This window comes from Novosphingobium sp. SG751A (assembly GCF_013149295.1).
GTDB lineage: Bacteria > Pseudomonadota > Alphaproteobacteria > Sphingomonadales > Sphingomonadaceae > Novosphingobium.
Window position 1 is genome coordinate 1 of the sequence record NZ_JABGCB010000019.1, and the last position, 19,386, is coordinate 19,386.

Consider the following 19,386-nt stretch of genomic DNA (forward strand, 5'->3'; position numbering starts at 1 on the left):
GCCGCGCTCAACACACCCGTCCTCATCGACCTGCGCAATGTATTCGACCCCGCAGACGCCCGCGCAAAGGGCTTCGAATATTCCTCCATCGGGCGACCGTAAGGAATTGGGCGGCGCCGGGGAATGACCCGGCGCCGCCTGAAGCCTATTGGAGCGTAGCCGCGCCCTCGTCGCCATCGCGGCGACCATAGAATTGCATCAGTTGCACCAGCAATTCGCAGCGCTCGCCCAGATCGCCGCATTCCAGCAGCGCCTGTTTCGAGGCCGCGTCAAACGGCGCTATCTGGGCCACGCCATTGATCAGCGATTGATCGTCCAACCGCGTCACCTGTTCCCAATCGACGGCATAGCCCTGCGCATCGGCGAAATGACGCGCCTCCCGCTCAAACATCGCGCGTTCGACCGCGCTGATGATCTGATGCTCGGCCTCGGGCAGCAATTCGGCCTCAACCTGACGGAAAGGCGTCACCACCGTCATCTCGCGCAAGATGCGAAAGCGCGCCTCGCCCACCAGCACGATGTTGAACCTGCCATCGGGCAGCGCCTCGACCTCCTGAATATGGCCCAACGTGCCGACATCGTAGAGCGGCGCGCCCTCCTCAGCCTTGTGCGGCTGGATCATGCCGATGCGCCGATCCCGAGCCAGCGCGTCGGACACCATAGCCCGATAGCGCGGCTCGAAAATATGCAGCGGCAGACTGAGCCCCGGATAAAGCATCGCGCCGGACAGAGGGAAGATCGAGACGCGCATCGATCAGCCAAACAGGATGGTGGACAGCTTGCGCCGCTGGGCCGAAACCCAAGCATCCTCAAGGCCGATGACCTCAAAGATCTGGAGCAGTTTGGCGCGGGCGGCGCCTTCGTTCCATGTTCGGTCCGCCGCGATCAGGCGCAGCAGCGTGGCAGCCGCCGAATCGCGATCACCCGCCGCAAAGGCCGCGCTGGCATAATCGAACCCGGCCTGGTGATCCTCTGGCGCAGCCTCCGCCGCAGCTTTCAAACCGGCCAGCTCGCCATCCTCAGGCGCATCCTTGGCCAGTTCGAGCGCCGCCCTGGCGCGCTCCACCGCCGGATCGGCCGCCAGCGCGGGATCGAGCGCAACAAGCACGGCTTCGGCCTCCTCAACGTGACCGCCCAGCACCAGAGCGCGGATAAGGCCTGCGTGGGCCGCCGCGCTGTCCGGGGCGATTTCGGCGATCTGGCCAAAGATATTGGCCGCGCGTTCGCCATCACCTGCCTCCAGCGCTTCCTCACCCATCGCCAGCAGCGGTTCGAGGTCGGGCGCAGGGTCGCCTGCGGGCTGGATCGGCAATTGCTTGAGCAACTGGTCCAGCATAGCCTTCAACTGCGATTCGCCGCGCGCATTGGTCAGGTCGGCAATCGGCTGTCCCTGAAAGATCGCATAGACGGTCGGGATCGAGCGGACCTGAAACTGGCTGGCGATAAAGCCTTCCTCGTCCACATTGACCTTGGCCAGCACGACGCCCTTGTCGGCATATTCGGCCGAGACCTTTTCCAGCACCGGGGTCAGCGCCTTGCACGGGCCACACCATTCGGCCCAGAAATCGAGAATCACCAATTGCGTCATCGAAGGCTCGACCACCGCCTTGCGGAAGCGATCAACGGCTTTCTGTTCTTCGATGCTCAGGCCAAGACTTGCCACGCGGTACTCCATCCGTCTGTGCGCCTCATCCGGCGCCTTGGCCCCCTATGTGGACCTTTCGCGGCATTTGTGAAGAGATAAAGCGCGTTTCAACCCAAAGCAGAGGTGATGCAAAGAGGGCTCGGCGCCATCTTTCCCCCATGAAAATGGAAAGATGTGAAGATTGTGCTTGGCAAGGTGAAATAGCCTCGTTAAAGGGCCGCCTCACCCCGCAACGGAGCGCCCCGCTCCATTGCAGAAACGCCAGAGCGGGCGTAGCTCAGGGGTAGAGCACAACCTTGCCAAGGTTGGGGTCGAGGGTTCGAATCCCTTCGCCCGCTCCAAGTTTCACCCGGTCAGACCCATTTGGGTTTGGCCAAGCCCGAGCGGGCGTAGCTCAGGGGTAGAGCACAACCTTGCCAAGGTTGGGGTCGAGGGTTCGAATCCCTTCGCCCGCTCCAGTTTTTCCGGTGTTGCCGTTTGGCGCACCCGCCCGAGCGGGCGTAGCTCAGGGGTAGAGCACAACCTTGCCAAGGTTGGGGTCGAGGGTTCGAATCCCTTCGCCCGCTCCAGTTTTTCACGACATCGGCGCGATGGCCCGTCTCAATAGGGCCTGCCTGCCGCCCTCAGTCAAAAGCGGCGCACCCAAGGCGCGCCGCCTGCTCTCCGTTTTACGCCTTCAGCCTTTCCGCATGCCACGCCACATGCTCGGCCATAAAGGTCGAGATGAAGTAGTAGGAGTGGTCATAGCCCGGCTGCATTCGGATGGTCGCAGGCTGGCTCGCCTTGTCGCATGCCTCGACCAGCAGATGCGTTTTCAACTGCCCTTCAAGGAAACCATCCGCCTCGCCCTGATCCACCAGCAGGTCAGGCAGGCGCGCCCCGCCCTCGATCAGCGCCACCGCGTCATATTCGCGCCATGCCCCGCGATCATCGCCCAGATAGCCCTCCAGCGCCTTTTCGCCCCAAGTACAGTTGAGCGGCGACACGATCGGCGCAAAGGCCGAAACCGAGCGAAACCGCCCCGCATTGCGCAGTGCAATGGTCAGCGCGCCATGCCCGCCCATCGAATGGCCGGTGATGCCCTGCCGCCCCATATCCGCCGGGAAATGCTCGGCCAGCAAGGCAGGCAACTCGGCCTCAATATAGGAGCGCATGCGGAAATGCGGCGCCCATGGCTGCTGCGTCGCATCGACATAGAAACCCGCCCCCTTGCCAAAGTCATAAGCATCATCATCGGCCACATCATCGCCGCGCGGCGACGTATCGGGCGCCACAAAAATCACTCCCGCCTCGGCGCAGGCACGGCGGAATTCACCCTTCTCGGTTACATTGGCATGAGTGCAGGTCAGGCCCGAGAGATACCACAGTACGGGCAGGCGCTCGCCCGGCGCATGATCGGGCACAAAGACCGAGAAGGTCATGCGCGTACCTGTCTGTTGCGAATCATGGGCATAGACCCCCTGCGTGCCGCCAAAGCTGCGATTGCTGCTGATCACTTCCAACGTCATGTCGTGCCTCTCATTGCCCTGTTTGCGCGCCTTCGGCGGTGAACCGGAAAAATGCCCTAAAACTGTTGCCGCGCAAGGAATCTTACTTTGTAAAATCGCGCATACTGTAGAGTTCCGCGCTTCTTCAAGGGGTCAACCGGCTCGGTTCATCTTATTCCCCCTTGCCTTTGGCCGCTATTCCCTGCACCTCCCGCAACACCCCATTCATCCGGCGTTCACTGCGCGAGCGCCACTCGCCCCATTCGGGGTAGACATTCGAAAGACGAAGGACAGACACGGACATGGCCCGGTCGATTAACTTGCTCAGCCGCACCACCCGCGCGCGCCGTTTCGCGCCTATTGCCCTTGCGTCCACCGCGTTGATGACGCCCGGTGTTGCCTGGGCCGATTGCACGGCCAGCGGCACCACCGTCACCTGCTCGGGCACGTCGGCCGCCTATACGAACACGGCCTCGGGCGTGAATGTCACCGTCAATTCGGGCGCCAGCGTCACCTCGCCGCTGGTGATCGGCACATCGGGCACGCTGACCAACGCGGGCACGATCACCAACACCGGCGCGGTTTACGGCGTACAATATGGCGATGGCGCCACGATCACGAACAATGGCACGATCACCTCGACCAGCAGCACCTCCGGTGCAGGCGCGATCACCGTGGGTGCCAATTCGACTGTGACCAACAATGGCGTGCTGACCGCTTATTCGGGCACGCCTGCGGTCAACTTCGGCGTCAACGGCACCTTCATCAACAATACGTCCGCCACCGCCGCTGTCACGGGCAACATTGTCTATGGCACCAACACCGGCACCAACCGCGCCTACTTCTACAATTACAACACCTCTTACGGTTTTACCGGCGCAGTGACGGCCAGCGGCAACATCACGGCCTATAACAATGGGATCTTTACCGGCACGTTCAGCCAGTCGCCCGTTTCAGGCAGCAACACCGTTTCCTTCACCAACGATGTCAGCGGCACCTTCACCGGCATTTTCGCCTCGGGAGACACGACCACGCTGACCAACGCCGGTACGATGTATCTCTATTCGGGCAGCACGATCGGTTATTATTACACGACCGGCGGCACTTCTTCGGTGGTAAACAACGGTACCTCATCGGCCAACAGCCAGCTTTGGATCGGCACCGCATCGGCACCTGCCAAGGTCACCGTATATGGCAGCTACACCCAGGGCGCCTATGGCACGTTGAATATCCCCATCTATCCGGCCGGCAGCGCGACCACCGCAGCGGGCACCAACTACAGCCAGCTCTACACCACCGGCACCGCATCGCTGAGCGGTACTCTGAACCTAAACGTCACGGCAGGCTTCTATCCCACCGGCACCGTGTTCAGCGTGATCCATGCCGATGGCGGCATCTCGGGGGACTTCTCGACCATCACCGTCAACAACGGCACAAACCTGCTGTTCACCACCTTTACCAAGGTCGGCGCGGTGACCAGCACGAGCGGCACCGACTATCAGTTCGTCGCCACGCATAATTCCTATGACACGGTGATGGCCGCCAATGGCGCCAATGCCAATCAGATCGCCATCTCCAAGGCGCTGGGCCACACCGACGGCACGGTTGCGGGCACCACCGGCCTGCTGGCCACCGCCACGGCAAGCACCGGTTCGGATGCCGCTACGCTGCTGGGCACGGTGGACATTCTGAACGCTTCGGACGCCAAGCTGTTCCTCGACCAGATCTCGCCCGAAGGCTATCTGGCCTATGCAACGGCGCTGCGCGATCAGGCCAACCTGTTCCACCGCACCATCGACATGCGCCTGAAGGATCAGAACAGCACCCATCCCGAAGACGGCTGGTGGCTGACGCCGATGGCGCAGGGCAGCTTCTCGTCGACGGCTTCGACCGTGGGCGGCTATCGCACCCGCGATCAGATCACCGCGATTGCCGCCGGTTATGACTTCTCGGGCCCCAGCCATGTCTATGGTGCCGCCGTCAACCTGTCGTGGGATAAGCTGAAGTATGCGCCGGGCAATCTGAACGGCACGAACCGCGATTATGCGGTGGCCGCCTATGCAGGCAAGAACTTCGGCCCGCTGCATCTGACCGGTATCGCCAGCTATCATATGGGCAAGGTGAGCGCGACCAAGATCATCACGATCGGCTCCTATGTCCGCAACGCCACCGCTTCGGTTGGCGAAGACCTGTTCAAGGCCACCGGCAAGGTCGGCTTTGAACTGAAGGCCAATGGCTGGACGGCCGAACCCTTTGTCGGGATCGACTTCAACAAGGGCAAGATCAAGAGCTTCACCGAAACCGGCGCGGGCGCTGCCAATCTGACCGTCAACAGCATCAGCGCGGATCGCACCGAATGGCTGGCGGGTGTGTCGCTGATCCGTTCGAAGGGCATGCTGCGCCCCTATCTGAACGCAACCTATCGCTCTAAGATCACCGGTGCGGGCAACACCGTGACGGCGATCATGAACGGTCAGGCTGACACGCAGTTCACCGTGACGGGGCTGGCCCAAGGCAACAGCCAGGTTGACACCAATGTCGGTGTCAACTTTGTGTTCGACGATGCGGGCGCGCTGTTCGTCGGCTATCAGGGCACCTATCGCAGCGATTACATGGCGCATGGCATCAATCTGGGCATCCGCCTCGAATTCTGATCCCTTGCGATCCATTTCGTGAGTTAGGGGCGGCGCTGCGGCGTCGCCCTTTTCATTTGCGCGTCCGGCTTGCGCTCATGTCACACAAGCATCACGCAACCGCCACGTGCATGTCACCTCCATCGCCTATCAGGGCATGAAGGAGACGCCATGACCGCCCAGATGCTTGAGAAGTCGTTGATGACCCGCCGCCTGACCGTCCGCCTTGCCCGCGATGGCGATGATCTTCATGCGGTGCAGCATCTGCGCTGGCGGGTGTTTTTCGAGGAAATGGGGGCCGATGCCGATCCGGCCGCCGATCCTGCCAATGCCGCGCTGCGTTGTGATCGCGATGCTTACGATGCGCTGTGCGACCATCTGCTGGTAATCGACGAGGCGCTGCTGGACGCGGGCGCGGCGCCTGCCGATGCAGTGGTCGGCACCTATCGCCTGCTGCGCGAGACGGTGGCGCGGGCACATTCGGGTTTTTACTCGGACGGCGAATATGACCTTTCCGCGCTGATGGCGCGCGAGAATGAAGGCAAGGAATTGCTCGAGCTGGGCCGTTCCTGCGTGCTGCCGCAATATCGCACCAGCGCGACGATCTCGATGCTTTGGCGCGGGATCGCCGATTATATCAAGGCCAACCGGATCGGCCTGATGTTCGGCTGCGCCAGCTTTCCCGGCACCGACCCGGACCTTTACGCGCCGGCCCTGTCATATCTCTATCACCACCATCTGGCCGCGCCCGATCAATGCCCGCGCGTGTTGCCGGGCAAGGGTGTGTCGATGGAGCGCCTTGAACGCGGCACCTATGACGAGCGCCGCGTGATGTTTCAGCTTCCCCCGCTGGTCAAGGGCTATATGCGGGTGGGCGCGCGCTTTGGCGATGGCGCGTTCATCGACCATGCGTTCAACACGGTCGATGTGTTTGTGGTCATGCCCGTCGATCTGATCGCTGACCGCTACGCTTCGCGTTTCAGCGCGGCGGCATAAGCGCCTCGGCGCGACTTCCTAAACGCGCCACCACGGCGGCCTCACAGGCGCGGGCCAACGCCTTGCGGTCGCCCGCTTCGATCGGCGTCTCGAACCACACCTCGGCCCGGATACGCCCCATGCCCGCCAGATTGAGCGCATGGGGCAGCAGTTCATCATCGCCGATCCATGCGATCTGCCGCTGCTCCTCAGGGGTAAAGGCCCGCCCGTCGGCATAGGCATAGCGCAGGGTGATCGGCTGCACCCGCGCCGTCCCCTCGCCCACCCCCGGCACCAGCGCGAACAGGCTGGAGCGGAACGGCAGCACGCCGTCGCCCAGCCCCGTCGTCCCTTCGGGAAACAGCACCAGCCCGCGCTCGGCCTCCAGATGGCTGGCCAATTCGGCGGCCTGCGCGCCCACCTTGCCGCGCCGCTCGCGCTCGACAAAGACGCAGCCATATTCCGCCGTCAGCCGCCCGATCAACGGCCAACCGCGCATATCATCCTTGGCCACAAAGGCCGCGCGCGTGACCAGTCCCAGCACCGGAATGTCGGTCCAACTGATATGGTTGGCAACATAAAGCGTGCCCGCTGCAGGCATCGGCGCGCCATGGACCTCGACGGTGATGCCAAAGCTGCGCAGCAAAACCCGCCACGCCATCACCGCCAGACAGCGCCTCGCCCGCCACCCGACGGGCATCATCAGCCATGGCATCGCCAGAACCAGAAACAGCGCCACGCCCACCGCCATCCGTCCATATCGCGGCCAGCGCGCCAACTTGTCCAAACTCACCCGATCCCCCGATGCAAAACGCGTCACAAGCCGCCCCGTATGACAGGGTGATGACTAAGGCGCCAGTGCTGCACCGGTTCTGGCGCCCAAACGGGGAATAGCCTGCCGATAACGAATCGCCCCGCCCAGCCGTGCCACGATTACGCTCAACGCCGCCTCAGCATCGGCCAGGGGGCCGCAGACGAAAATGTCGATCGCGGCCAGCCCTTCCTCGGGCCATGAATGGATCGAGATATGCGATTCGGCCAGCAAGGCCACCCCGGTCACCCCCTGCTCCGGCCCGAAAGGGTGGAGGTGGACCGAGAGCACATGGACATGGGCAGCATCGGCGGCCTCACGCAGCGCAGCCTCGATCAGGGCCACATCACACAACCCGTGACAGTCCGCCAGATCGGCAATCAGATGCAGGCCGGTGGCAGGAGCGGGCATCACAGCAGGCTCTCGACACCGCGCCCCAGATGGGCCAGCGCACGCTCGGCGGCCAGCACACCGTGGTAATGCGCCTCTTCAAACAGCGAGAGGCCAGAGAGATCGGAATGGGCGCGAAATACCGGGCCAGCCATCGCCTGCGCCGCCGCCCGCGCAGGATCGCTGCGAAAACCCACCGTTGGCCGCACCATCGCATGGCCCCAGCGCCAGACATCAATCCGCTCGATCCGCCCATCGAGTTCGGGGTTCATCGCCAGCAGATCCGCCGCGATCAGCGCCTGCCACTCACCCAACCCCCGCGCCAGCAGACTCTTGCGCGCCGCCACCGGATCGCCCTCGGACAGGGCCTGATACCATGTCAGCACCCCCGGCCCATCTGAGGCCGAGGAAGTCTGGTGATTGGCCACGACATAGCCGAGGCTGGCGCTGGTGCTGGAAACATTGTCCCACGCCAACGGTACGCCCGGCCCCCATGGCATGCGCGACACCGCCACATTGGCCACCACCCATGGCGCATAGGAAAAGCGCGAGGCCCCGGTAAATTCGGGCGCCACATGGCGCGCCACAAAATCCGGCATGGCCAGAACCACCGCCTGCGCCCTGATCCGACGCCCCGCGCCCGCCCGATGATCGAACACATCGACCAGCACATCTTCGCCATCGCGCGCAACATGGGTGACGCTGTGGCGCGGGCGCAATCGCGCGCCGATCCGCCCGGCCATCAGCCGCGCCAGCCGGGCATTGCCTTCGGGCCATGTCAATTCACTCTCGCCCGCGCCCTCGGCGGCCCACCCCCGGCGACCGGCAAAATAGTGGATGCCCGCCCATGCCGAGATCGCGGCCGGCTCGCTGCCATAATCATCGCGGGTGCAATAGCGCAGGTGGGCGAGCAGAGGCGCGGCGGTGTATCCCTCCCGCGCCAGCCACGCGGCAAAGCTGATAAGCTCGAGCGCGGCATAGGCCTCGTCGCGGCTGGAAAGCGCAGAGGGGCTGGCAAAGGCGGGGCGGCCATCGCGGCCGATAGCCTTGCGGAACTGCTCCATCGCCGCATCGAAACGGTGCCATTGCGCGGCATCCTGCGCCGAAAGGCCGGTGGAGGGCACAAGGCCCTCCTGCCACTTGCCGCGCCAGAGCAGGCGCTCCTCCAGATCGGCGCAGAGCTGAAACGGATCATAGACCGGCGCGCCATGCGCGTCCGCCCCCGTCACCATGCCGAATTGGCGCAGCATATGGATCAGCGCCCTCGCCTCTCGGTTGGGGATCGGCAGATAATGCGCGCCCCATGGGAAAGCCGTGACGCTATTGGCACCGCTGCGCGCATTGCCGCCCGCGACATCTTCCAGTTCGAACAGGGCGAAATCGTTAAAACCCGCCTCGGCCAGCCGCCAGCCAGCCGCCAGCCCTGCCACACCGCCGCCCGCGATCACCAACGGGATGCACTCCTTCGGCCCGGTCGGCCCCGGCAATCTGCCATCGCGGATCGCATGGCCCCGCGCCATATCCGGCCCCAGCAGCGCGCCGGGGAAAGGCCTGGCCTGCACCGACCCGCAACCGCTCAGCGCGCCGCAGGCCCCCAATGCCCCGCAGACCATGGCTCCGGCGAGCAGATCGCGCCGCCGGACCTCAGCCCTCATAGTGGCTCCATTCCTCGGCAAAGCTGCGCACCAGTGCCTGATTGTCGAGGCGGTTCACAGGCGTCGGGCGGCGGGCCATGTCGGGAGGAAAATCGAACATCAGCGGTTCAGACACCGCATTCAGATAACGCAGGCCAGCGGGCAGATGTGCAGGCCCCGTGGGCGGCGTACGCGCCGCCAGCGTAAAGCCCCATTCGCCAAAGCTGGGCACATAAGTGTGATAACCGCGCGTTTGCAGGCCCGCCGCTTCCAGCGTCTGGGCCACGGTCCAGAACGAGCGCGGCGCCACCAGCGGCGAGGTCGATTGCACCACCATCACCCCGTCCGGGGCCAACAGGCGGGCCACCTGCGCGTAGAAGCTGACCGTATAGAGCTTGCCCAGCGAATATTCGGTGGGATCGGGAAAGTCGATCAGGATCGCGTCATACGTCCCCCGCGCGGCGCGGACCCAGCGAAAGGCGTCGGCATTTTCCACGCTGAGGCGCGGGTTCAGCAAAGACCCGCGATTGAGCGCGGCCAGTTGCGGCGTTTCACGAAACATCCGCGTCATTTCCGGGTCCAGATCGACCAGATGGATCGAACGCACCCGTCCATCGCGCAGCACCTCGCGCGCAGCCAGCCCATCGCCACCGCCAAGGATCAGCACCCGCGCCGGATTGGCCACCCGCCCCAGCACCGGCCAGACCAGAGCCTCGTGATAGCGATATTCATCGCGCGACGAAAATTGCAGATTGCCGTTGAGATAGAGCCGCAAGTCCTCGCCCCGGCGCGTCAGCACGATGCGCTGATAGGGGGTCGAGCGGGCATGGATCACACCCTCGCCATAATAGGCGATCTCGGAAAAGCGCTGGATGCGTTCGGCCATGAACAGGCCAGCGATCAGGCTGATCGCCACCATCAGCGCGGCGGACATATCCACGCCCACCCGCCGCGTGCCGCGCAGCACGAACAGCAGCGCCACCGCCACCGCCACATTGGCCAGCCCAAACACCAGCCCGGTGCGGATCATCCCCAATTGCGGCACCAGCAGCAGCGGAAAGGCCAGCGAAGCAATCAGCGCGCCGACATAATCATAGGTCAGCACATTGGAGACCAGATCGCGGAACGCAAAGCGCGAGCGCAGGATGCGGATGAGCAGCGGGATTTCCAGCCCCACCAGCGCCCCGATCACCAGCACGATGGCATAGAGCAGCACCCGGAAATCAGCGCTGAGCGGAAAGGCCAGAAACAGGCCCGCCGCGCTCCACCCGCCGATGGCCGCGATCATGATCTCAACGCGGATGAACACGCCGATCTCATCGCGCCGGACATAGCGCGAGAGAAAAGACCCCACCCCCATCGCAAACAGATAGGAACCGATCACGGTCGAAAACTGGGTAACGCTGTCGCCCAGCAGATAGGAAGCCAGCGTGCCCGCCAGCAATTCATAAATCAGCCCGCAGGTGGCCACCACCAGCACCGAGAGCAGCAGAATGGCCGCATGGGCGCGCGCAGGACCCGTAAAATCGCCGGAATCGTCCATCAGCCGTGAATCGCCGCCGAGATAATCATGCTTAGCCCCAGCGCCACCGCGCCCGCCAGAATGGCCACGGCCATATTCTGCCGCTCGATGATTTCCTTCCACAATTCGCCCGGCGTCAGCTTGTCCACCAGAATGAAGCTGGCGACGAAGACGACGATGCCCAAAAGAGCATAGAACAAGGTGGCGGCGATGACGGTGGTCGAAAGCATGACGATCCCTCCCCTTTTATTTGTGCGAAGGCCCAAAGCCCCAGAAACCGGCCGCCCCGCCATGGTGATGGCTGCGTTCGGCAGGGCCGCTGTGCCGGGCCGAGCCGTCGGCAAACGGGTCCCACGCGGCCCAGCCCGCCCATCCGGCAAGGCCCAGCAGCGCAAGGCACCATGCGGCAAAGAACAACAAGCCACGGCTCATCAGGCATCCTCCCCGTAAACGGCGGTCCTGCTGGCGCGATAGGCATAGAGAAACAGCAGCGGCAACGACGCCAGCGCCACGATCAGCCACCAAAGACCCAAAGGCAGCCCGCCCGGCTCGACAAGGAAACCGAGGCTGATCACTTCCTGCTCAGGCGCGGTGGCGTCTTGTGCGCCGCCAATGCCCCATGGGTTTCCCCCACTGATCGGGGCGTTATAATTGCTGGCGCTGGGGTCATTCCAACGCTTGGCCTCCGCCTCAACCAGCAGGTCATAATCACCGGCAGGCACGCCGGCGAAACGGGTGCTGGTTTCATGGCTGCCCTCGGACCAATAGCCATCGGAATCGCGGCCCGCGTAATATTCGATGGTGGCGCTGGCGGGAATCGTCGCCTGCGTGGCGCGGTTAACCAACAGGTAGTCCAGATCGACCCAGCGGTTGGTGAAATTGCTGGCCGCAACTTTGACCGTGACGAATTGATAGGCGCTCGTCAATTTGACCGGCCCGACCGTGATGCGCGCGGTGGGGCCATCGACCACCACCTGCCCATCACCCCGCACGCCGTTGCCGCCTGCGGTCAGGAAGGAGAGCAGCAGGAAGGCCGCAACGATGGTGATCAAAACCAGTTTGACCATATCCCAAAGGCTGGTCCGTTTTCCGGCCGAATCCTGCCAAAAGCGGGCGAAGAAACCGGGCTTTGGCCCATCGACCTGCGAACGCACCGGCTCGGGGCGGGCCAGATCGGGGCCTTGGGGGCGGACAAATGCGTCGATCAGCCGCTGGGGCACGCCGACCAGGTGGGTCCACTGCACCTCTTCACCTTCGCGCCATTCGCGCGACAGCGAGGCAGGCCCGCGATCATAGCTGCGCGCCACCCACATCTCGCCCGCCTGAACGCGCCAGTAAAACTCGCCGATCACGCGTGTGGTGGTTATGGTGACAGGCTCATCCTCGCTGGCATAGGTTTCGCCGCGCCATGCCGCCTCGCCCCAATGGCCCGTTTCGCGCGGCATGTCGGTCAGCATGGTGCCGAATTGCCACTTCCCATCGGAATGGACCAGCCAGCGATAGCCCGCATAGGGGTTGAAGAGGAGATATTCGCCCCAGGAATAGCCGCCCGCCTCGCGCCGCAGCCAGCCAATGGCCTCCCATTGCGTGCCGAACAGGATGCCCCGGCTGCCCAGCGGCAGGGGCAGTTTGGCGACATTTTCGTGATATTCCTTGATAATGGCCACATCGGGCTGGGCGACGTCCAGCACGCTGCCGCAATGGCGACAGGCGACCGTTACCGTATAACCCGCCGCCTTAACATCAATCGAACCACCGCAGGAGGGGCAGAGGATCGCCCGGCTCACCGACCCGTCTCCGCCAGATTGTCGGGCATCGCCCAGTCCTCAACCGCACGCAACCGGCTGGGGCGCAATTCGGCCAGTTCGACATAGCGCCCCACATAAGCACTGGCCCCGACCCGGTCGCGCTGGACCGACAGCGCCGCGCCGGTAGGCGAGCGAAAGTCAATGCTCTCCACCTGCCAGTCGATGGGCGTGGGAAAGGGCAGATCGCCCTCGCCACCAAGGCAGGTGACGGTCTTGATGTCGCTGGCGGTCAGGCTTTGGCCGTCCACATCGATGGTGAAGCCCAGCGCAATGTCGGCGGGCAGGCGCTGCGCCACATCCTCGCGCTCGGCCAATATCTGAAACTGCCCCATCGCCTCACCCAGCCAGCGGGTGGAGCCATCGGAGAGTTGCAGCAGCCATTCGTTCCACGCCCCATCGGCCCAGCCCCAGCGCACCCGGCCCACCACGGTGAAACGCGCGCCATCGACCGCGCCCCCGGTGCCAAGCTGGATGGGGGAAATATCATAGGGCAGCAATGCCGCCTTGCCGATGTCGCGCATGCCGTCGCGCGCGATCACCGTCTGGCAATAGCCGCACACGGCATAGGGCATGGCGCCAGAGCGCATCGGCACCGGCGCGCCGCATTGCGGGCAGGTAATATTGGCCATGGAGGTTCTCTTACTTCACCCGCGAGAGGATTTCGGCCTTCTTGGCGTCAAATTCTTCCTGCGTGATCGCGCCGATGGTCAGCAATTTATGCAGCTTTTCCAGCAGGGCGAAGGGATCTTCAGCCGGAGCGGCGCCGGCAGGCGCGCTCTGGCCGAAAGCGCCGCTCATCGCGCCGCTCAGCATATTGGCCGCCGCCATGCCCGCGCCGATCCCGGCGAGGCCGCTGTCCGAGGCCGGATTGTCCAGCGCCTGCGCCGCCTGAAAGCGGGTGTAGCCTGTCATATCGCCCAGCACGCGCATCGATGAACCCTTGTCGAGATGGGCCTGAACCTCGTCGGGCAGGCTGACGCTTTCAACAAAGAAGCTGGTGCAGGACAGGCCCCATTGGGCAAAAGTCTTGTCCACCTCGGCCTTGATCGTGTCCGACATCGCCTGCTGATTGGCGGCCAGATCGAGGAAGGGCACCTTGCTGGCGCCCAGCGCGGTGGCGATGGCGGTGACGATGGCGCTGCGCAATTGGGTGTCGAGCGTGTCGGCCCAGATCTCGCCCATCGTGCCCAGCACCTTTTCGACAAAGAGCTTGAGATCGGCGATTTTGAACGAATAGGTGCCAAAGGCGCGCAGGCGGATCGCGCCAAATTCGGCGTCGCGCACCGTCACGGGCTGGGGCGTGCCCCATTTGCGGCCCGCCTGTTCTTTCAGGCTGATAAACACGACATCGGATTTGAAGGGTGAATTGAACCCCTTGTCCCAATTCATCAGATTGGTCAGAATCGGCAGATTGGCCGTTTCCAGCACATGCAGCCCCGCGCCGAAATAATCGGCCACCTGCCCCTCGTTCATAAAGGCCGCGATCTGGCCCTCGCGCACGGTCAATTGCGCGCCATTCTTGATTTCATTGCCCGCCGTGGGCACACGCCATGCGACCTGTCCGGGCGCCTCATGCCATTCGATCACATCGATGAACTGTTTGCGCAGGAAATCAAACATCGCACCCATCCTGAGTTGTTCCGAGAACAGGTGTTATTCTAGAGTAAGACACCGCCCTTGCAAGCGAAACCGCAAGCATAACCGGACAGGCGCCCGCATCGCCCCTTCATTTTTGCTGCGTTTTGGCGTAACGGCGCCCGCTATGTCTGCCATTTCCACCCCCCGCACCTCGCCTGTTTCCGCCCCACGCACCTATCGCGTGAAAAGCTTTGGCTGTCAGATGAATGTCTATGACGGCCAGCGCATGGAAGAATTGCTGGCCCATCAAGGCATTGCCCCCGCGCCCGAGGGCGAGCAGGCCGATCTGGTCGTCCTCAACACTTGCCATATCCGCGAAAAGGCCGCCGAAAAGGTCTATTCCGACATTGGTCGTCTGATCAAGGATGCGCGGCGCGAGGATGGCACGCCGCCGTTGATCGCGGTGGCCGGATGCGTGGCCCAGGCCGAGGGCGAGGAAATCATGGCGCGCGCGCCCGCCGTGACCATGGTGGTGGGGCCGCAGGCCTATCACCGCCTGCCCGAAATGATCGCCCGCGCGGTCGATGGCGAGCGCGTGACCGACACCGACATGCCCGCCGATGCCAAATTCGCCGCCCTGCCCAAGCGGCGCAGCGTTGGACCGACGGCGTTTCTGACCGTGCAGGAAGGTTGCGACAAGTTCTGCACCTATTGCGTGGTCCCCTATACGCGCGGCGCGGAAATCAGCCGTCCCTATGGCGACCTGATCGCCGAGGCACATCGCCTGATCGAAGCGGGCGCGCGGGAAATCACCCTGCTGGGCCAGAACGTGAATGCGTGGGATGGCGAGAACGGCAAGGGGCAGAAGGTCGGCCTTGACGGGCTGATCCGCGATTTGGCCGCGATCGATGGTCTGGCGCGCATCCGCTATACCACCAGCCATCCAAATGACATGACCGATGGCTTGATCGCCGCCCATGGCGAGGTGGACAAGCTGATGCCCTTCCTGCACCTGCCGGTGCAATCGGGCAGCAATGCGATCCTAAAAGCGATGAACCGCAGCCATACGGCCGAGAGCTATCTGCGCCTGCTGGAACGCGTGCGCGAGGTGCGGCCCGATATTGCGCTCTCGGGCGATTTCATCGTCGGCTTCCCCGGCGAGAGCGAGGAGCATTTTGCCGAGACCATCGCGCTGATCGACGCGGTGGGCTATGCGCAGGCCTTCAGCTTCAAATATTCACCGCGCCCCGGCACGCCAGCCGCCACGATGGATGATCAGATCGCGGGCGAAGTAATGGACGACCGGTTGCAGCGTTTGCAAGCCGCCCTGAACCGCGACCAGCATGCCTTCAATCAGGCAAGCCTTGGCCGCACCTGCGACGTACTGATCGAGCGCAAGGGCAAGTTGCCGGGCCAATGGCTGGGCAAATCGCCGTGGCTGCAATCGGTGCATTTTCAGGGCAATTACGGTGTGGGCGACATTCTGCGCGCCGAACTGGTGCAGGCAGGGCCGAATTCACTCACCGGCAGAGTGATCGCCTGAAACGCATAAAAAGCCGCCCCCTCCTTGCGGAAGGGGCGGCCCAGCACAGCTTCCCGACCGAAGCGCGCTGAATTAGTAGAAGAACGAGCCGTAAACCTGCACCACGCGGCCCGTGCGCAGATCAACCCGCACCACATCGCGGCCATAGCGCACCCAGCGCTGGTTCATGCCCGGAGGCGGCAGGCGATAAGCCATCGGATCGGCGATCCAGTAGCGGCGGTGGTAGTAATCAGGCGCAAAGCGATAGCCCGGCGCGATGGGGCGATAGGCATAGCCGCGCGGGCCGACATAGGCGGGGCCACGGAACACATCGCCATGAGCGCGGCGATAATCACGCCAGTCCTCGCGATATTCCTGACGGGCATTGCGCAGGTCGCGCATGTCACGGCGGGCTTCGCGGTAATCGCCGCGCGCCATGTCGCGGTGAATTTCGCGATGTTCGCGGGCAATGTCGCGCTCATCGCGGCGCAATTCGTGGGCGCTCTGGGCCGAGGCAACGGTCGGAACAACAGTCGCGGCGGCCAGCGCCAGCATCAGGATCTTTCGCATCTTGCTCTCCTTTGAAACTCCGGTGGGGTCGCCCCGAGGAACAGGACCGGCCCCGATGAAGCCCTTATGAGCCTGACGCCATGAACCCATTTGGAATTGAATGCTCAGACCTCAGTCAGATTTGTATCAATTTGTAGTAGCGAACAGCATGCAGATGCACCGGATACGCTTTTCCACCACCGCGGCGCGCAGGCCCCCTTGGCGGATGGCATGATGAGGCATATCTTTGCCCTGTGAGCCGGTCTTGAGACTCCGGCCACAGACAAGGAGCACATGGCCCGCAAACAGATCCGCGCCGCTTTTGACCCCATCGAAGATGTGGCCTCCTTCCGCAGCCCGAACGCTCGCGCCAACCCTTCCCGACGTGCGCGAACCGAGCTGGAATTTGACGAGCCGACCATATTAGGCGCGCTCTTTGGCCAGTTTGACGCCAATCTGGTGCTGATCGAAAACCGGCTGGGGGTCTATATCTCGGCCCGAGGCAATCGTATCCTGATCGAAGGCAACGAGGACAATGTCGCCCGCGCGCGCGAAGTGCTTCAGGGCATGCACAGCCGCCTGCTTTCCGGACAGGAAGTGGACGCGGGTGCGGTCGAATCGCTGATCGCCATGTCGGTCGAGCCGACATTGGAAGGCATCATCACCGGCGATGAGGCCCATCCCCCGATCATGATCCGCACGCGCGGCAAGACCATCGTCCCGCGCAGCCCGACCCAGATCGACTATATGCGCGCACTGACCCGCAATGATGTGATCTTTGCCCTTGGCCCGGCGGGCACCGGCAAGACCTATATCGCCGTGGCACAGGCCGTCTCGCAGCTCATCACAGGCAGCGTCAAGCGCCTGATCCTGAGCCGTCCGGCGGTCGAGGCGGGCGAAAAGCTCGGTTTTCTGCCCGGCGATATGAAGGACAAGGTCGATCCCTATCTGCGGCCTTTGTACGATGCGCTCTATGACTGTATGCCGCCCGAACAGGTCGAGCGACGTCTGGCCAATGGCGAGATCGAGGTGGCGCCCATCGCTTTCATGCGTGGGCGCACGCTGGCCGATGCCTTCGTCATCCTTGACGAGGCGCAGAACACCACCGCGGCGCAGATGAAGATGTTCCTGACCCGTTTCGGCATGAACAGCCGGATGGTGATCTGCGGCGACCCCAAGCAGGTCGACCTGCCCGGCGGCATCGCGGCCAGCGGGCTGAACGATGCGGTCGTGCGGCTGGAAGGCGTCGAGGGCATTGCCACGGTACGTTTCAAGGGTTCGGATGTGGTTCGCCACCCGATCGTGGGCCGGATTGTCGAGGCTTATGAAGGTAAGAACGAGGATTAGGCTTCGACATTCGCCCCGCCAGCGCCTAGGGACCGCAGCCTATGCTGACGCTTGAAATCGACATCGAAGCCCCTTGGCCGGAATCCACCGACTGGGAAGCCCTTGCCGCGCGGGCGGCGGGGGCTCTTAGCGTCGTCGCCCCGGAACTGGCCAAGGAATGTCTGAGCACCAGCATGATCTTCACCTCGGACGCCGAGGTGCAGGTGTTGAACGCCGAATGGCGGGGCAAGGACAAGCCGACCAATGTGCTGTCCTTTCCCATGCTGGCGCGCGAGGATCTGCTCGATCTTCCTGATGACGGCCCGCCCGAATTGCTGGGCGATATTGCACTGGCCTATGAGACTTGCGCGCGTGAGGCCATGGATAAGGGCATCGCGCTGGCCGATCATGCCTCACATCTGATCGTCCATGGCTTGCTGCATCTGGCGGGGCTGGATCACGAAATTTCCGAGGATGACGCGCGTCAGATGGAAATTTTGGAAATAAAGGCGCTTGCGCTGATCGGCATTGCCGACCCATATGGCGACCATCACCTTTGACTTTCTTGCAATCGGAGTAATGCACAAAGTGGCCGACATGGGCCGAACAGGGGATTCCGGCCTCGGAGAGCCGGACAGTAAGCGCTCTTTATGGCGCTCAGTTCTGCGCTTCTTTGAAGGGGGCGATCAGGACCAGTCGTTGCGCGCCCATCTGGAAGACATCATCGATGAGCATGAGGAAGAAGGCGGCCGCAGCAATGTGGGCGATCTTTCGATGCTTGAACGACAGATGCTGCGTAACCTGTTGCATTTTTCCGAACTGGATGCGGCCGATGTCTGCATCCCGCGCGGCCAGATCATCGCGCTGGCGCATAATGCGCCATGGCCCGATGTGCTGGCCGCCTTTGCCGAACATGGCCATTCGCGGATGCCCGTCTATCGCGAGACGCTTGATGAAGTCATCGGCATGATCCTCATCAAGGATGTGTTCCCCTATCTGGCCCGCGGCGAGGAGCCGCAGGGCAACTGGACGCGGATGATGCGCCAGCCGCTGTTTGTGCCCACCGCGCGCGGGGCCATAGACGTGCTGGCCGATATGCGCTCCAGCCGGGTGCATCTGGCGGTGGTTGTCGATGAATATTCGGGCACCGAAGGCATCATCACCTTTGAGGATCTGGTGGAGGAAATCGTCGGTGATATCGAGGATGAGCATGACGATGCTCCCACCGAATTGCTGCGCGCCCTCGACGATGGTCTATGGGATGCCGATGCCAAGGTCGAACTTGACGAAGTGAGCAAGCGGGTCGATCCGCGCCTCGCCGAAGTCGAGGAAGATATTGATACGCTGGGCGGGCTGGCCTTTGTGCTGTCCGGTCATGTGCCGCCGGTGGGTGCGAAAATCGCGCATGCCAGCGGCTGGATCATCGAAGTAACCGAGGCCGACGAGCGCCACGTGATTCGCCTTCGCCTGCATCCGCCTGCCAGCAATGGCGCACAAGAGGACTGA

19 protein-coding genes and 3 tRNA genes are annotated in these 19,386 nt (G+C 63.3%); 9 read left to right on the forward strand and 13 right to left on the reverse strand.

Annotated elements, in window-relative coordinates; all coding sequences use genetic code 11:
- Nucleotides 1-145 precede the first annotated feature (145 nt).
- Nucleotides 146-751, reverse strand: a complete 606-nt coding sequence (locus FHW96_RS20980; RefSeq protein WP_172342541.1) for an LON peptidase substrate-binding domain-containing protein — start codon at nucleotides 749-751, stop codon at nucleotides 146-148.
- A gap of 3 nt (nucleotides 752-754) precedes the next feature.
- Nucleotides 755-1,663, reverse strand: a complete 909-nt coding sequence (locus tag FHW96_RS20985; RefSeq protein ID WP_371815778.1) for a tetratricopeptide repeat protein — start codon at nucleotides 1,661-1,663, stop codon at nucleotides 755-757.
- A gap of 248 nt (nucleotides 1,664-1,911) precedes the next feature.
- Here FHW96_RS20985 and FHW96_RS20990 point away from each other — a divergent pair.
- The 3 genes from FHW96_RS20990 (at nucleotide 1,912) to FHW96_RS21000 (ending at nucleotide 2,214) form a co-directional block, all read left to right on the forward strand.
- Nucleotides 1,912-1,986, forward strand: a tRNA-Gly gene (locus tag FHW96_RS20990).
- A 42-nt stretch (nucleotides 1,987-2,028) separates the two neighbouring features.
- Nucleotides 2,029-2,103 (forward strand) — tRNA-Gly (locus FHW96_RS20995).
- A gap of 36 nt (nucleotides 2,104-2,139) precedes the next feature.
- Nucleotides 2,140-2,214: transfer RNA gene (locus tag FHW96_RS21000), tRNA-Gly, on the forward strand.
- Nucleotides 2,215-2,313: 99 nt separating this feature from the next.
- Here FHW96_RS21000 and fghA read toward each other — a convergent pair.
- Nucleotides 2,314-3,153 (reverse strand): S-formylglutathione hydrolase, encoded by an 840-nt coding sequence (gene fghA, locus FHW96_RS21005; RefSeq protein ID WP_305849710.1) that lies wholly within the window; start codon nucleotides 3,151-3,153, stop codon nucleotides 2,314-2,316.
- A gap of 281 nt (nucleotides 3,154-3,434) precedes the next feature.
- Between fghA and FHW96_RS21010 the strand changes: the two genes are divergently transcribed.
- On the forward strand, nucleotides 3,435-5,786 hold the full coding sequence (locus FHW96_RS21010) for an autotransporter domain-containing protein (protein ID WP_172342543.1): 2,352 nt from the start codon (nucleotides 3,435-3,437) through the stop codon (nucleotides 5,784-5,786).
- Between the two features lie 150 nt (nucleotides 5,787-5,936).
- Complete coding sequence (locus tag FHW96_RS21015; protein WP_172342544.1) at nucleotides 5,937-6,761, forward strand: GNAT family N-acetyltransferase; 825 nt, start codon at nucleotides 5,937-5,939, stop codon at nucleotides 6,759-6,761.
- Here FHW96_RS21015 and FHW96_RS21020 read toward each other — a convergent pair.
- From FHW96_RS21020 to FHW96_RS21060, 9 genes are read right to left on the reverse strand one after another with little or no spacing between them, the layout of a single operon-like run.
- Entirely contained in the window at nucleotides 6,745-7,533 is a 789-nt protein-coding gene (locus FHW96_RS21020; protein WP_172342545.1) for a lysophospholipid acyltransferase family protein, read from the reverse strand. The genes FHW96_RS21015 and FHW96_RS21020 overlap by 17 nt on opposite strands.
- Before the next feature lie 54 nt (nucleotides 7,534-7,587).
- Nucleotides 7,588-7,962, reverse strand: a complete 375-nt coding sequence (gene speD, locus FHW96_RS21025) for an adenosylmethionine decarboxylase (RefSeq protein WP_172342546.1) — start codon at nucleotides 7,960-7,962, stop codon at nucleotides 7,588-7,590.
- Complete coding sequence (locus FHW96_RS21030; protein ID WP_172342547.1) at nucleotides 7,962-9,596, reverse strand: FAD-dependent oxidoreductase; 1,635 nt, start codon at nucleotides 9,594-9,596, stop codon at nucleotides 7,962-7,964. Before FHW96_RS21030 ends, speD begins: the two co-directional genes overlap by 1 nt.
- A complete protein-coding gene (locus FHW96_RS21035) occupies nucleotides 9,586-11,118 on the reverse strand; it encodes a polyamine aminopropyltransferase (RefSeq protein ID WP_172342548.1) in 1,533 nt (510 codons plus the stop codon). The genes FHW96_RS21030 and FHW96_RS21035 overlap by 11 nt, the downstream gene beginning before the upstream one ends.
- Nucleotides 11,118-11,327, reverse strand: a complete 210-nt coding sequence (locus FHW96_RS21040; protein WP_172342549.1) for a DUF350 domain-containing protein — start codon at nucleotides 11,325-11,327, stop codon at nucleotides 11,118-11,120. Before FHW96_RS21040 ends, FHW96_RS21035 begins: the two co-directional genes overlap by 1 nt.
- Before the next feature lie 16 nt (nucleotides 11,328-11,343).
- Nucleotides 11,344-11,529, reverse strand: a complete 186-nt coding sequence (locus tag FHW96_RS21045) for a hypothetical protein (RefSeq protein ID WP_172342550.1) — start codon at nucleotides 11,527-11,529, stop codon at nucleotides 11,344-11,346.
- Entirely contained in the window at nucleotides 11,529-12,884 is a 1,356-nt protein-coding gene (locus FHW96_RS21050) for a DUF4178 domain-containing protein (RefSeq protein ID WP_172342551.1), read from the reverse strand. Before FHW96_RS21050 ends, FHW96_RS21045 begins: the two co-directional genes overlap by 1 nt.
- Nucleotides 12,881-13,534: a DUF4178 domain-containing protein gene (locus FHW96_RS21055; protein ID WP_172342552.1), complete on the reverse strand. Its 654-nt coding sequence runs from the start codon at nucleotides 13,532-13,534 to the stop codon at nucleotides 12,881-12,883. Before FHW96_RS21055 ends, FHW96_RS21050 begins: the two co-directional genes overlap by 4 nt.
- A gap of 10 nt (nucleotides 13,535-13,544) precedes the next feature.
- Complete coding sequence (locus FHW96_RS21060; RefSeq protein WP_371815779.1) at nucleotides 13,545-14,525, reverse strand: SPFH domain-containing protein; 981 nt, start codon at nucleotides 14,523-14,525, stop codon at nucleotides 13,545-13,547.
- A gap of 142 nt (nucleotides 14,526-14,667) precedes the next feature.
- On the opposite strand from FHW96_RS21060, the gene miaB reads away from it, so the two are divergent.
- On the forward strand, nucleotides 14,668-16,026 hold the full coding sequence (gene miaB / locus FHW96_RS21065; RefSeq protein ID WP_172342554.1) for a tRNA (N6-isopentenyl adenosine(37)-C2)-methylthiotransferase MiaB: 1,359 nt from the start codon (nucleotides 14,668-14,670) through the stop codon (nucleotides 16,024-16,026).
- A 72-nt stretch (nucleotides 16,027-16,098) separates the two neighbouring features.
- Here miaB and FHW96_RS21070 read toward each other — a convergent pair whose 3' ends face one another.
- A complete protein-coding gene (locus FHW96_RS21070) occupies nucleotides 16,099-16,575 on the reverse strand; it encodes an RcnB family protein (protein WP_172342555.1) in 477 nt (158 codons plus the stop codon).
- A gap of 273 nt (nucleotides 16,576-16,848) precedes the next feature.
- Between FHW96_RS21070 and FHW96_RS21075 the strand changes: the two genes are divergently transcribed.
- Genes FHW96_RS21075 through FHW96_RS21085 form a run of 3 tightly spaced genes read left to right on the forward strand, consistent with a single transcriptional unit; the run spans nucleotide 16,849 to nucleotide 19,386 of the window.
- Nucleotides 16,849-17,901: a PhoH family protein gene (locus FHW96_RS21075; RefSeq protein WP_172342556.1), complete on the forward strand. Its 1,053-nt coding sequence runs from the start codon at nucleotides 16,849-16,851 to the stop codon at nucleotides 17,899-17,901.
- Nucleotides 17,902-17,945: 44 nt separating this feature from the next.
- Nucleotides 17,946-18,440: an rRNA maturation RNase YbeY gene (gene ybeY / locus FHW96_RS21080; RefSeq protein ID WP_172342611.1), complete on the forward strand. Its 495-nt coding sequence runs from the start codon at nucleotides 17,946-17,948 to the stop codon at nucleotides 18,438-18,440.
- A 28-nt stretch (nucleotides 18,441-18,468) separates the two neighbouring features.
- On the forward strand, nucleotides 18,469-19,386 hold the full coding sequence (locus tag FHW96_RS21085) for a hemolysin family protein (RefSeq protein ID WP_371815780.1): 918 nt from the start codon (nucleotides 18,469-18,471) through the stop codon (nucleotides 19,384-19,386).